Source organism: Streptomyces sp. NPDC002076 (genome assembly GCF_053593835.1).
This window is the reverse complement of the sequence record NZ_JBSFDI010000006.1, coordinates 371,477-384,739: the sequence shown is the minus strand read 5'-3', so window position 1 is coordinate 384,739 and position 13,263 is coordinate 371,477. Positions and strand designations below refer to the sequence as shown.

General features: G+C 74.5%; 11 protein-coding genes. 7 read left to right on the top strand and 4 right to left on the bottom strand.

From position 1 onward, the window contains the following. Nucleotides 1-19 precede the first annotated feature (19 nt). Nucleotides 20-1,255, bottom strand: a complete 1,236-nt coding sequence (gene thrS, locus ACWCQS_RS16225; RefSeq protein ID WP_451005007.1) for a threonine--tRNA ligase — start codon at nt 1,253-1,255, stop codon at nt 20-22. A 367-nt stretch (nt 1,256-1,622) separates the two neighbouring features. Here thrS and ACWCQS_RS16220 point away from each other — a divergent pair, with 367 nt between their 5' ends. Continuing rightward, the gene (locus ACWCQS_RS16220; protein WP_451005006.1) at nt 1,623-2,405 is read left to right on the top strand and encodes a hypothetical protein; all 783 of its coding nucleotides are present in this window, start codon (nt 1,623-1,625) and stop codon (nt 2,403-2,405) included. Nucleotides 2,406-2,416: 11 nt separating this feature from the next. On the opposite strand, the gene ACWCQS_RS16215 is transcribed toward ACWCQS_RS16220, so the two are convergent. Beyond that, nucleotides 2,417-3,760: a tetratricopeptide repeat protein gene (locus tag ACWCQS_RS16215; RefSeq protein WP_451005005.1), complete on the bottom strand. Its 1,344-nt coding sequence runs from the start codon at nt 3,758-3,760 to the stop codon at nt 2,417-2,419. 112 nt (nt 3,761-3,872) lie between these two features. Here ACWCQS_RS16215 and ACWCQS_RS16210 point away from each other — a divergent pair, with 112 nt between their 5' ends. Both ACWCQS_RS16210 and ACWCQS_RS16205 read left to right on the top strand, forming a co-directional pair. Continuing rightward, a complete protein-coding gene (locus ACWCQS_RS16210) occupies nt 3,873-4,043 on the top strand; it encodes a hypothetical protein (RefSeq protein ID WP_451005004.1) in 171 nt (56 codons plus the stop codon). Between the two features lie 82 nt (nt 4,044-4,125). Further along, the gene (locus ACWCQS_RS16205; protein ID WP_451005003.1) at nt 4,126-5,370 is read left to right on the top strand and encodes an amidohydrolase; all 1,245 of its coding nucleotides are present in this window, start codon (nt 4,126-4,128) and stop codon (nt 5,368-5,370) included. A gap of 25 nt (nt 5,371-5,395) precedes the next feature. Here the strand turns inward: ACWCQS_RS16205 and ACWCQS_RS16200 are convergent, their stop codons facing one another. Continuing rightward, entirely contained in the window at nt 5,396-6,967 is a 1,572-nt protein-coding gene (locus tag ACWCQS_RS16200) for a hypothetical protein (protein ID WP_451005002.1), read from the bottom strand. 129 nt (nt 6,968-7,096) lie between these two features. Further along, on the bottom strand, nt 7,097-8,272 hold the full coding sequence (locus ACWCQS_RS16195; RefSeq protein ID WP_451005001.1) for a PP2C family protein-serine/threonine phosphatase: 1,176 nt from the start codon (nt 8,270-8,272) through the stop codon (nt 7,097-7,099). Nucleotides 8,273-8,426: 154 nt separating this feature from the next. Here ACWCQS_RS16195 and ACWCQS_RS16190 point away from each other — a divergent pair, with 154 nt between their 5' ends. The 4 genes from ACWCQS_RS16190 (at nt 8,427) to ACWCQS_RS16175 (ending at nt 13,232) form a co-directional block, all read left to right on the top strand. Then, nucleotides 8,427-8,909 carry a hypothetical protein gene (locus ACWCQS_RS16190; protein ID WP_451005000.1) on the top strand — a complete coding sequence of 161 codons (483 nt, stop codon included), beginning with the start codon at nt 8,427-8,429 and terminating at the stop codon, nt 8,907-8,909. Between the two features lie 272 nt (nt 8,910-9,181). Next, nucleotides 9,182-10,171 carry a hypothetical protein gene (locus ACWCQS_RS16185; protein WP_451004999.1) on the top strand — a complete coding sequence of 330 codons (990 nt, stop codon included), beginning with the start codon at nt 9,182-9,184 and terminating at the stop codon, nt 10,169-10,171. A gap of 125 nt (nt 10,172-10,296) precedes the next feature. After that, on the top strand, nt 10,297-11,253 hold the full coding sequence (locus ACWCQS_RS16180; RefSeq protein ID WP_451004998.1) for an endonuclease/exonuclease/phosphatase family protein: 957 nt from the start codon (nt 10,297-10,299) through the stop codon (nt 11,251-11,253). 35 nt (nt 11,254-11,288) lie between these two features. After that, on the top strand, nt 11,289-13,232 hold the full coding sequence (locus ACWCQS_RS16175) for an FUSC family protein (protein WP_451004997.1): 1,944 nt from the start codon (nt 11,289-11,291) through the stop codon (nt 13,230-13,232). Nucleotides 13,233-13,263: the final 31 nt, after the last annotated feature.

Below are 13,263 nucleotides of genomic sequence, written 5' to 3'. Positions count from 1 at the left end.
CGACCTCCGCTCACGGCGGTCAGTCCCACAGGACGGTGCCGCGTGCGGCCACCCGCGCGGCGATCCGGGACAGCAGCTCCGCCACCGGCAGCTCGCCGGGCCGGCGGCCGTCCCGCAGCCGTACGGCGGCCAGGCCCGCCGCGGCCTCCCGGGCGCCGACCACCGCCTGGTACGGCACCAGGCGCGCGGCCCGGATCCGGGCGCCGAGGGTGCCCTCGGCGGGGCCCATGAGTTCGGCGCGCAGGCCCAGCTCCACGGCCCGGCGCACGATCGCCGCCGCCTGCTCCAGCTGCTCCTCGCCGACCGGCAGGACGGCCAGCTGCACCGGGGCCAGCCAGGCCGGGAAGGCGCCCGCATGCGCCTCGATCAGGTGGGCGACGGCCCGCTCGACGCTGCCGATGATGCTGCGGTGCACCATGACCGGCCGGTGCCTGGCACCGTCCGCGCCGATGTAGTGCAGGTCGAAGCGGGCCGGCTGGTGGAAGTCGATCTGCACGGTGGACAGGGTGGACTCGCGGCCGGCCGGGTCGGCGATCTGCACATCGATCTTCGGGCCGTAGAAGGCGGCCTCGCCCTCGGCCTCCTCGTACGCCACACCGGACGCGTCCAGGACCTCCCGCAGCAGTTCGGTGGCCCGGCGCCACAGCTCCGGATCGGCGACGTACTTTCCGCCCTCCCCGGGCAGCGACAGCCGGTGGCGTACGGCCTCGATGCCCAGGTCGGCATAGGCGCGGGCGATCAGCTCCAGCGCGCCGCGGGCCTCCTGGACCGCCTGGTCCAGGGTGCAGAAGATGTGCGCGTCGTTGAGCTGGATGGCGCGGACGCGGGTCAGACCGCCGAGGACGCCGGACAGTTCGGCACGGTGCATGCCGCCCAGCTCGGCGATGCGCAGGGGCAGTTCCCGGTAGCTGTGGGAGCGGGCGCGGTAGATCAGGGCGTGGTGGGGACAGAGGCTGGGCCGCAGTACGACCTCCTCGGACTCATGGGGGCCCGGTTTCATCGGCGGGTACATGTCGTCGCTGTAGTGGTCCCAGTGCCCGGAGATCTCGTACAGCTCCCGTTTGCCGAGCACGGGCGAGTACACATGCCGGTACCCGGCCCGGCGTTCGGCCTCGCGGATGTACTCCTCCAGGGTGTGCCGTACGACCGCGCCGTCCGGCAGCCAGTACGGCAGCCCCGCGCCGATCAGCGGGTCGGTGTCGAAGAGGTCGAGCTCGCGGCCGAGGCGGCGGTGGTCGGGGAGTGCGTCGTTCATCGGTGGGTCTCCTCACTGGGGGAGGCGAACACCCACGCAGACGCAAGCCCCGGGGCGTTCGCCCCGGGGCTCGGATGCTGGTCAGGTGTCAGCGCGCCGGGACGGTCTCCGGCGTCGTCGTGCTCTTCGGGCACGGGTGGCACTGCTGGGCGCGCTGCATACGGCGACCGTAGCAGGCACCGAAGCGGCAGGTCGAGGCGTTTTCCGCGGGCTCCGGCGGACCACTCGCCCGGACCCGGCGGACCACTCACCCGGACGGCCCGGAGCGCTGGTGGGCCGGTCCGGGCGGTGGTGCCGTGAGATCAGGCACCACATCAGCCGGCCCGACCAGTACGCCCACCGGGTCGCAGCCCCAGGAGGCACCTCCATGTTCGACGCGATACGCCTTCGCGGCCTCCCGCTCTGGCTCACCGTCGCCGGCCTCCTCGCCATGGGCGGCTGCGCGGCCCTCGGTCTGAAGCAGCCGGAGACCGCGCCCCAGCCCATCCCGACGATCGACAAGCCGTCACCGACGCCGAAGGGGTCCATGCGGGCCGACGGCTCCACCCTCACCGACGAGCAGGCGCAGGCCGCGCTCATCACCCAGACCGACCTCGGCGCCCCCTGGACGGCGACCCGCGGGGCGGCCACCTGGCGGGACCAGTTGCTGAAGGCGAACACCTCGGCCGGCGAGTGCCAGCGGCTGCTGGACGCCCTCTACACCGACGAACTCCTCGGCGGCCCAGCCCGCGTCGCCGTCGGCCTGGACAACGACGACACCAACGCCCAGCTGCGCTACCAGATCGCCGCCCGCCGCCCCGCCGACGTGGACGCGGCGCTCGCCTGGCTGAAGACGATGCCGGCGCGGTGCGCGCGGTTCACGGCCGGCACGGAGACCGGGATCACGGAGGACGTCCAGGTCAGCGAGGCCACGCTGCCGCAGGTCGGGGACGCGCGCCAGGGCCTGCGGATCAGCATCGCCGCCATGAACAGACAGGGCCAGCACGCCGTGCTCACCCTGGATGTGGCCGCCGTCCGCGTCGGCCCGGACGCCTTCGCCCTCACCAACGGCGGCCTGGGCGACGTACCGAACGACGCGACCCAGGCCGCCGTCCAGATCGGCGCCCTGCGCCTGGTGGACATCCGCAAGCAGGGCCGGGCCCAGGTGTGATCCGCGAGGCGTCACAGCGGCGGCTGGGCCGGTGCCGGGCCCAGGGTCGTGGTCCCCGGGGTCGTGCGGTGGCCCAGGCCGGTGCGGTAGGCGTCCAGGGCGGCGTCGATACGGCCCGTGCGGCGCAGCAGATCGCCGAGGAGGCGGCACAGGTCGGCCAGGTCACCGGCGGCGCCCGCGCGTTCCAGCAGGCTGAGCGCGCGGACGTAGTGCTCCTCGGCGGCCTCGGTGTCCCGGGCGTCCTCGGCGATGATGCCGAGCAGACGGTGGGCCGCGGCGGCGTGCACCGCGCCGCGCTCGGAGGAGAAGTCGCCGAGGACGCCCTCCAGGAGTACGGCGGCCTCCTCCGACTTGCCCCGGCGGTGCAGCACATCGGCCAGTTCCACGGCGGCCTGGCTGCGGTACAGGGCCGCCCGGGTCTCCGAGAGCATGGTGTACGCCTGGCGCAACTCGGCCTCCGCGCGCTCCAGTTCGCCGTTCTGGGCACAGACGTATCCGCGCATCCAGTGGCAGTTGGCCAGCTCGGTGCGCAGGCTCAGCCGGCGGTACAGCTCGGCCGCCTTGGCGAGGGAGGCGTCGGCCTCGGTGACCCGGCCCTCGGCGATCAGGGTGCGGGCCACCGAGCGGTGCATCCGGGCGATCAGCGCGGGATCGCCCGCCTGCGGCGCGAGCGCAAGGGCGAACTCGGCGGCCTGGGCGGCACGGGCGTGCGCGCCCATGTCCATGTACGGGCCGATCACGCTGGCGTAGAGCAGCAGGAGGGCGTCGGGGTCGTGCAGTCCACCGCGGTTGAGCTCGTCGAGGGTGGATTCCAGGAGGTACACGGCGTACCTGAGTTCACCGGCGAGGTAGTGGGCGACGGCGCGCCCGCGGACGGCAGGCACCCGCACCGGCAGCGACTCGTCCGCCAGGTGCGCCTCGGCGCGCTCGAAGAACTCCCGGGCCTGCGCCAGCTCACCGGTCTCCAGGGCGCATTCGCCGAGCCCGAGGAGCGCCGTGGTCCGCTCGCAGCCCAGCCCATGGGTCTCCGCCTCCGCGAGCAGCTCCGTGTACTGGCCGGCGGCCTCCTCGGCCCTGCCGTCGGCGAGGACCCGCTGGGCCTCGGTGAGGCGTAGCCGCAGGTCGGTGGCGAGGTGGGCGGGCCGTCCGACGGCCAGCTCCTCGTACTCCACGCCGAGCCGGCCGGCGATGTGCCGCAGCGCCTCGTCCGAGGGCCGCACCCGGCCCGCCTCCACGGTGGAGATGTAGGCGGGTGTGTAGGCGGGCTCCGCCAACTGCCGCTGTGTCAGCCCGCGTTCGGTGCGCAGTTGCTGTACGCGCCGCCCGATGACCGCAGGGTCGTCCCGTTCCCGCATTGCCCGGCCCCCCAACTCCCTTGTTGCCTCTTGCCGTTGGACCCGTCCAGCCCCTAGGTTAAACGGCGGATTAAGTCTGCTTAATACGTCGCTGTTGTGTTGCGAGGTCACCGTGCCCGGACGTACATCCGCACCCTACGGAAACACCACCGCGCGCAGGGCCGTCGTCGCCGCGTTGATCGCGGCGACGGCCCTGATCCTCGCGGCGAACGCGGGCCCGGCCCGGGCGGCGGAAGCCGGACCGGGCGCCCACGGGACCCAGCAGTCGGCATCCGCGAGGTGAAGGGCCTGCCCGGCCGCACCGGGTGCCCCGGCCGGAACGACCGACCCTCCCGCGGGCCCCGTCGGCGGCCTACGCTGCGAGCATGACCTCTGCCGCCGCCCGTACCGCCCTGGACCTGACCTCCGACCTGCCGGTGTCGCGGTGGGAGGACTTCTACCGCGACCTGCACCGCCACCCCGAGCTGTCCCTGCGCGAGCACCGCACCGCCGCGACGCTGGCCGGGCGGCTGAAGGGCGCCGGGTTCGAGACCGCCGAGGGCGTCGGCGGCACCGGGGTCGTGGGCCGGCTGGCCAACGGCGACGGGCCGACCGTGCTGCTGCGGGCCGACATGGACGCGCTGCCGGTCCGGGAGGCGACCGGGCTGCCGTACGCCTCTGCGGCGGACGGGGTGATGCACGCGTGCGGGCACGATCTGCACGTCACCTGGCTGACCGGCGCCGCCGAGGCCCTGGCCACCGGGCGGGAGACCTGGCGGGGCACCCTGCTGGTGGTGGGCCAGCCGGCCGAGGAGACCGGGCAGGGCGCGGCCCGGATGGTCGCGGACGGGCTGTACGAGCGGTTCGGCCGGCCGGACGTCCTGCTCGGGCAGCACGCCGCTCCGGGCCTGGCGGGCCTGTACCCGCACGCGCCGGGCCTGATCATGTCGGCGGCGACGGACGTGGACATCGTGGTGCACGGCCGGGGCGGGCACGGTTCGCGTCCGGAGGCGACGGTGGACCCCGTCGTCACCGCCGCCTACCTGGTCACCCGCCTCCAGACGGTCGTCTCCCGGGAGCTCGCCGCCGGCGAGTCCGCCGTGCTGACCGTCGGCCGGATCGAGGCCGGCACCCGGCACAACATCATCCCGTCCGAGGCCCGCGTCTCGCTGAACCTGCGCAGCCAGTCCGAGGAGGTACGGCAGCGGATGCTGGCCGCGATCCGGCGCATCGCGCACGGCGAGTGCCTGGCCGCCGGCTGCCCGCGCGAGCCCGACATCACCATCGGCAACACCTTCCCGGTGACGGTGAACGACGCGCGCACCGACAGCGCGGTGGCCGCCGTGCACGGCGAGGTCTTCGGCGCGGGCACGGTGTTCGACCCGGGCCCGGCGATGGGCAGCGAGGACTTCCCCGCGCTGGCGCTCGACGGCGCCATCCCGTACTCGTACTGGTTCGTGACCACCACCCCGGCCGAGGTGTGGGACAAGGCCCCCGGCGACACCCTGTCGGAGAAGTTCGCGGCCGTACCGAGCAACCACAGCCCGGACTTCGCACCCGACCTGTCGGTGATCGCCCCCGGAGTCCGCACGCTCGTCTCCGGGGCCCTGGCGCTGTTGCCGGCGGCGTGAGGGGTCCTACGAGACCTGCTGACGCCTACTGGACGGCCTGAAGCTGCCGCAGCTGCCGCCGGACGTTCTCCAGCGCACCCTGCCGGCGACCCGGCACCCGCAGCCGCAACTCCGCGAGCGCGGACCCTAGTTCACGCGCCCGCGCCGCGTCCGTGATCCGCCCCCACTGGTGGTGCGCCCGGTCCACGGCCGCCTCCACGGCAGGCGCGTCCACGGCCTGCCCCGCGGCCAGCCGCACTTCGGCCACGGCGAGCCAAGCCCGGCAACTGCGCACCGCGTCCCCCGCGAACATCGCGAGATCGGCACGCACTTCGGCCCAGTGCAGAGCCTCGTCGGAACCCGGCCCATGGACACGCACGGCAGCCTCCTCCTGCCGAGCAGCAAGCACATCGGCATCACCGTGCCGCCCACCCTGCACGGCAGCACTGATGGCGGCATGGGGGTCGGGGCTGGTGACACCGGGGGGTGGGGCGAGGGCGTGGGGGGGCTGCTTGGCGGCGCCGGGGGCGTGACTGGGGGCGAGCGGGGACTGCTTGGCGCCGGGCGGATCCTGCCTGTCGGCGTAGGGGTCCGGCTTGGCGGCGGGCGGGACCTGCTTGACGGCGCCGGGGGCGTGACTGGGGGCGGGCGGGGGCGGCGCCTGCTTGGTGGCCAGCGCGGGGGGCACCTGCCTGGCTCCGGGCGCGGGCGGGGCCTGCCCCGTGGCGAGCGTCGGCGGCACCTGCCTGGTTCCGGGCGCGGGCGGGGCCTGCTTGGTGGCCAGCGCGGGGGGCACCTGCTTGGCTCCGGGCGCGGGCGGCGCCTGCCCGGTGGCGAGCGGCGGAGGCGTCTGCCTGGTTCCGGGCGCGGGCGGGGCCTGCCCACTGGCATGCGGGGCCGGACTCGTGCCGGGTGCGGTGGGGGCCTGGCCTTCCGGCTGACCGACTCGGGTGGGCGGGTGGGCGAACGGGGGTCTGGGGGCGGAGCCCCCAGGAACGGCCAGCACCAGGTCCCGGCCCGCACTGGCCTCGGCGATCCGCCCCAACGCCAGCTCGTGCAACTGAAGCAGCGGCGGCCGGTACCCACTCCGCAACAACGTCGCCACCGCCTTCATGTACCCCGGCTCGGCCACCCCCCGCCGCCCACCCACCGGCGCGACACGCCCGTACACGGCAGCATTCGCACCGCAGTCCAGCCCCCGCTCCGCCACGTACCGCCACGCCTCCGCATCCGCATGCAGATCCACGACCAGCGCCGTATCCACAGCGGAGCGCAAGCGCAGCTCCTCTCGTATCCAGTGCCACGGCAACCCGGTGTAGCGAACCGTCGCCGCGGTGGTGCGCGCCAGCGCAAGGTGCGGCAGCCGCTGCCGCCGGTCCAGCTGCAGCTGCCCGGCGATGTACAGGGTCAGCGGCCCGGGCGCGGCCGCCGCGGCGCGCAGCCGGGTCAGCACGGCCTGCGGCTCCAGCGGATCGGCGAGTTCCACGACGTTGGCGGTGTCGGTGCCGGACAGCACGGCCGGGGCGACGGCGGCCAGCACCGGCAGCACACCGGCCGCCTCCACCAGCCGCCCCCGGCCCACCGGCGAGGCCGCGAGCAGCAGCACGGTTCCGGGCATCGGTCCTCCCCCTGTAGCCCCTGCAGCCCCTGTCGGCCCTGCCGACCTGGCCGGCTCTCCACGCTCTCCAGCCAGCACCGTAACCGCTGCGCCTGCAAACGCGCGCCTCAGGAGACCAGGAGGACGGCGTCAGGACCGCAAACGTCCCTCTTGGCCGGCTTCGCCGTCTTCGCCCGCGGCAGCCCCCCGCACCCGCCGCACCGCGAACACCGTGGTGTCGTCGACGAGCCGGCCGCCGCAGTGCCGCAGGACGCCATCGCGGACAAGCCGGACCAGCAGCCAGGGATCGGGGCTACCCGCCCGGTCGGCGACCGCGGGCGCGAGCTCCCGGACCAGCGGATAGAAGGCGCCCCGTCGGTCACGGGCCTCGGTCACCCCGTCGGTGACCAGCAACAGCGTCTCGTCGGCGGCGAGCGGCACCCGGTGCACGGGCGGCAGACCGCCCGCGAGGTCGCCGAAGCCGAGCGGCAGCCCGTCCCCGCTGGGCAGCTCGCGGACTCCGCGCGGGCCGACGGCGAGCGGGGGCTCATGTCCGAAGTTGACGACCTCGATGCTCTCCGGCGCGTCCTCGGGAAAGCCGATCAGCACGGCGGTGGCGAACCGGTCGCCGTCCTCGCGGCCGAGCGCGGTGGTGTGCCGGCGGTGCCGCAGCATCCGGATCTCCAGGCGCTCGGCGACGGTCCCGAGGTCCTCCTCGTGGTAGCCGGCCTCGCGGAAGGTGCCGAGCAGCGCGGCCGCGGTCTCCACCGCGCCGAGCCCTTTTCCCTGCACGTCGCCGACGAAGAGGCGGGTGCCGTGCGGGCCGGGCTGGATGTCGTAGAAGTCGCCGCCGACCCGGGCCTCGACGTCGGCCGCCAGATACACCCCGGCGTGCTCCAGCCCGCCCCAGCGCGGCGGCAGCGGGCGCAGCACGGTACGGCGGGTGGTCGCGGCGATGTCCTGGATGTGCAGGGTCTGCCGCTCCTTGCGCAGGCGCACGGCACAGGCCACCACGGCCAGCATGCCGCCGAGGGCCACCAGGACGAAGTCGCCGAGACCGGCCCGGTACTGGTCGGGCCAGGCGCTGTCGACGGCCACGTACGTCACCACCGCGAGCACGGCGAAGGCACACGTCGTCCACACCCCGCAGATCGCGGCGGCCGTACCGGGGACCAGCACGATCCAGGAGACGATCCGGAACCGCTCGGTGGTGTTGAAGTCCAGCAGCACGATGCCGACGAGCAGCAGCAGAGGCGGCACCCAGGCGACGTTCCGGCCGCGCACGCGCAGCGGATGGCGCCGCCGGCCGTACTCCGTGTCCGTCACGGCGGGCAGCCCTCCATGTCTCTCGGCGTTCCCAGCGAAACATGGGAGAGAACCGGCCGCATCCGGGCACCCGTCACTCTCCTGGCCGACTTGCCAGGCCGTGCCCCCAGGTGTGCTCTGGAAGCCGGGGGCGAGGAGAGAGAGGAGTGCTCTCATGGCTCAAGCGGCACCCGCGCCCGGCGGCATGGCCCGCCCTGGCCGCAGGGCGATCGGAGAACGGGTTCCCGGTGGGCGGCCCACCCGTCCGCCCGACGTCTTCGACGCACGCACCCACCGCATCGCCCACTTCGCCGGCCCGGTCGTCCTGGGCCTCGTCTACGGCTACTGGGTCGCGGCCGACGCCCGCCAGGGCGGCCCCATCACCGGCGGGAACCTGCTGCTCGGCTGGCTCAGCGCGCTGGTGTTCGCGGTGGTGTCCATGGCCCTGCTGACGCTGGCCCCGCGAATGGCGAGGGAGGTGCACGCGCTGCTGTGGTCGGCGTTCGCCGGCATCGCGTTCGGCTTCCTGTACATCCAGACGCCGCACTCGGTCTGGCGGTCCGTGATGATGTCGCTGGTCGTCGCAGGGTGCACCTTCGGCACGTTCTTCTACCGCTATTACACGCGCGAGGACGCGTTCGGGCGCCGAGTCCACTGACCGCGCGGTAGACACCGACCGCGCGCGCCGCGAGCGGGTGGGCATGGGCACGGGCATGGGTCCCGGCGGGCCGGGACCCACGCCTCCCCCGTGTTCCCCACATCCCTCACCCGGCCTTGCACCGGCCTCCTCCCCCCAACACCAGGAAACACCCGTTCGGGTGAACCCTCCACCGGAGGTCGCAGCCCCCAGTTCCACCAAGGGGTGCGGGCCTTCGCCCGAATGCACCCGCCCCGCTCGCGCCCGCGCCCCGCCGGCCGAAGCCTGGAAGCGTGCCCCCACGCCTCAGGAGCGCCCTGTCGGCCGTACTGCTCGCCCTGTCCTGCCTCCTCGTGCCGTTCGGCGCGCTGGCGGCCTGGGCGGCGTACGGGCTCGCCGACACGGGCCGGTACGTCACCACGATGGCGCCGCTGGCCGCCGACCCGAGTGTGCGGGAGGCCGTCGTGGACACGGTCGGTGACGGCATCCTGCGCGCGGTGGACCAGCATCTGGACGTGCGCCCGGCGGGTGGTTCGGTCCGCCCGTTCGTGCGGGACGCGGTGCGCTCCTTCACCCAGACCGAGGCCTTCCGGCTGGCCTGGGACACCGGCAACCGGGTCACCCACGACGCGGTGCTGCGCGCCCTGCGCGACGAGGAGGACGACGCGGCGACCGGGCGGCCGGTCACCGTCGACTTCGCCCCCGTCACCGACCAGGTCAAGCGCCAGCTGGCCCGGGACCATGTGCCGATCGCCGCACGCATCCCGGTGGAGCACACCGCGGTCTCCGTGCTCCCGGCGGGCGAACTGGCCTCCTTCCGGAAGGGGTTCCACGTGCTCGAAGTCGCAGGTTTCTGGCTGCCGGTGGCGGCCGTCGCGTTCGCCGCCACCGGGATCGCCCTCGCCGTCCACCGCCGCCGCGCGGTCGCGGCGACCGCGCTGGGCACGGCCCTGGGCGGCGGCCTGCTCGCCCTGGTCGTGGCCGTCGGCCGCAGCCTCACCCTCTCCGGCCTGCCCGCCGACGCCCCGCATCCGGCCGTCGGCGCGGTCTACGACGCCCTCACCGCCACCCTGCGCACGGTGGCCTGGCTCCTGCTCGCCCTGGGCCTCATGGTGGCGCTGACCACCTGGCTGACCCGCCGTCCGAACCAACGCCGCACCACTCGCCACCGCACCACACCGGTCACGGCCACACCGACCACGCCCCTTGCTCCGGCCTCCGCCCCCGTCACAGGGACGACGACCCCGCCTCCGGCAGCTGAGGCATCCACAACCTGGGGATGAGCCAGGATCCCCGAAGGGGCGCGGGGAACTGCGCGGGCAACCACAACGCCCCCGCAGCCGGGGGCGGCCCCGGAACAACGGCGAATCCCCGCACCCAGGCGGCGAACACCCCGTAGGCTCGGCCCGTGAACCGTCGCCCCGGACGCAGGCTCGGCGCCTGGTGTGCCGGACTGCTGCTCGCCGGGACCGGCATGGTGGCCGGCTGCCGGGTCGCCGACACCGACGGGGTCACCCCGGTACCCCAGCTGCTCGCCTTCCTGCCGTGGCTGCTCGTGCCGACCGGCTTCGCCCTGCTGTGCGCGCTGCTCGCCCGCTGGTGGCCGGGCCTGGTGTGCGGGGCCGTCGTACTCGGCGTGCTCGCCTGGTACCTCCAGCCGTACGACGGACCCGCCGACCCCGTCGGCCCGCCGCTCGCCACCCTCCGCGTGCTGACCTCCAACGTGGAGTTCGGGCGCGGCACTCCGGCCCTGGTCCCGTGGCTCCGGGACCGCCGCCCGGACGTGGTCTTCGTCGAGGAGTGCGAGTTCACCTGCCAGGCCACGCTGACGGCCGACTTCGCGACGGCCTACCCCTACCGGCGGGCGGTCCGCGCGGCCGGCTCCCACGGCTCGCTCCTCCTCAGCCGCTTTCCCCTGACACCGACGGCCGGTGTCCCCGGCACCATGGGCATGCCCGGCGCGATCGCCGACGTGCGGGGCCACGCCGTACGCCTCCAGCTCGCCCATCCGATGCCCCCGCTGCCGGGCCAGGTCGGCCTGTGGCACCGCGAACTCGGCAGGCTCCGCGCCTTCGCGGCCGCCGAACCCCATACCCCCACCATCCTGGCCGGCGACTTCAACGCCACCCAGGACCACGCGGCCTTGCGCCGCATCCTCGACACCGGCCTGACCGACGCCGCCCACCTCACCGGACATGACCGCGCCGCCAGCTGGCCCGCGCGCACCGCCTCGGTCGTCGGCACCCAGATCGACCACGTCCTGCTCTCACCGGACTTCAGCGCGACCGGCGCCCGCTTTCTGCGCGTGGTCGGCAGCGACCACCGCGCCCTCGTCGTGGACCTCGCCCTCCACCAGCGGGGATGAACCGGGCGATCAGCGCCGACGGCGATAATGGCCGCATGTCGCGAGAGTTCCCCATCGGCCTCACCCCTCCCGACTGGCTGGTCCGGAACCTCCGCCCGCAGCAGGCCCCTGTCAACAAGGCCGCCATGGCCCGCGCCGCCGTCGGCATGGCCCTGCCGCTCGCCATCGGCCTCGCCACCGGCTCGCCGGCGTACGGCGCCCTCGCCTCCATGGGCGCCCTGTCCGGCGTCATCGGCGACACCGCCGACGCCTACCGCATGCGCATCCTCAACATCGCCGTCCCGCAGCTCTTCGGCGCGGTCGGTGTGACGCTGGGCGCGCTGGTGTACGGCCACGGCTGGTACGCGGTGGCCACGGTGACCGGGGTCGCCCTGCTCTCCGGCATGATCTCCACGATCGGCGCGGTGGCCTCGGTCTCGGGTCTGCTCCTCCTCCTGAACTGCGTGGTGGGCGCGGGCCTCCCCCTCCCGCACCCCTGGTGGCTGGCTCCGGCCCTGATGACCGGCGGCGGCCTCCTGGTCCTCCTCCTCGCCCTGCTGGCCTGGCCGTTGCGCTCGGGCGTGCCCGAGCGCGCGGCGGTGGCGGCCGCGTACCGCGCGGTCGCCGGGCTCCTCACCGTCTCCGGCACGGCCCACATCGAGGAGTACGACGAGGCCCGCCGGTCCGTCACCCAGTCCCTCAACCAGTCCTACGACCTGATCCTGGCCCGGCGCGCCCGCCACCACGGCCGCAGCCGCGAACTCACCAGGCTCCTCGCCCAGTTGAACGCCATCATCCCGGTGGTGGAGGCGGCCCCCGCGGCTCATCTGGCGGCTCGCCCCCTGCCGGCCCGGATCCCCGAGACGGTCCACCACCTGGCTCAGGCCGTCGAAACGGGCTACACGGGCCCGATAGCCCTGGACCTCCCGGTACCGGCGACGGAGACGGCCCGCGCGGTGGACCACGCCCTGCGCCACACGGCCGAGGTCGTCACGGCCCCCGACGTGGACCCCCGGGGCATCGACGACCGCCTGGGCCGCCCCGCGGCGCTGGGCATCCGCACGGCAAGAGCGGCCCGCAGCGTCGTGCTCTCGGCCAACTCCTGGCGCTACGGCCTGCGCCTCGCGGTCTGCATCGGCATCGCCCAGGCCCTGGTGTCGCTGATCCCCGTCCCCCGCTCCTACTGGGTGGCCCTGACGATCACCTTCGTCCTGAAGCCCGACTTCGGCTCGGTCTTCTCCCGCGCCCTGCTGCGCGCCCTCGGCACGGTGGCGGGCCTGGTGATCGCGGCGGTGGTCCTGGCGGAGGTCCCGCTGGGCTGGTGGGACGTCCTCGCGATGCTGCTCCTGGCCCCCCTGATCCCGGCGCTCACCCCCCGCGGCTACGGCTACCAGACGGCGGCCATCACCCCGGTGATCCTCCTCCTCTCGGACATCCTGAACCACCAGGGCACGGCTCTGCTCCTGCCCCGCCTGACGGACTCGCTCCTCGGCTGCGCGATCGCCCTGACCGCCGGCTACCTCCTCTGGCCGGAGAGCTGGCGCACCAGGGTCGGCGACCGCCTGGCCGACGCGGTGGCGGACACGGCGCGGTACGTGGAGACGGCGTTCGCCCCCGACTGCGACCCGGCCGCCCGCGCCCGCATGCGCCGCCGCCTCTATCGCGACCTGTCGGTGATCCGTACGGAGTTCCAGCGGGCCCTGACCGAACCACCGCCGACCGGCCGCCGCGCGGCCGCGTGGTGGCCGCTGGTCGTGGCGGTGGAACGGATCGTCGACGCGACGACGGCGGCGCGCGTGCGCGTACGGCACGGGGCGGCGCCCCCGTCCACGGCCGAGATCACCCAGGTGGTCCTACAGCTCCGGGAGCTTTCGGAGGGCGTACGGGACGCCGAAACCCTGACCCCGGTCCGCACTGACCTCACCGGTCCCGCGGGCAGTGTCCTGGAGCCGCTCCGCCAGGAGGTGGCAGCGGCCCGGTCGATCGCATCCCCCCACTGAGTGCTTCGCTAACCTTACGTGTCCGTCCTGG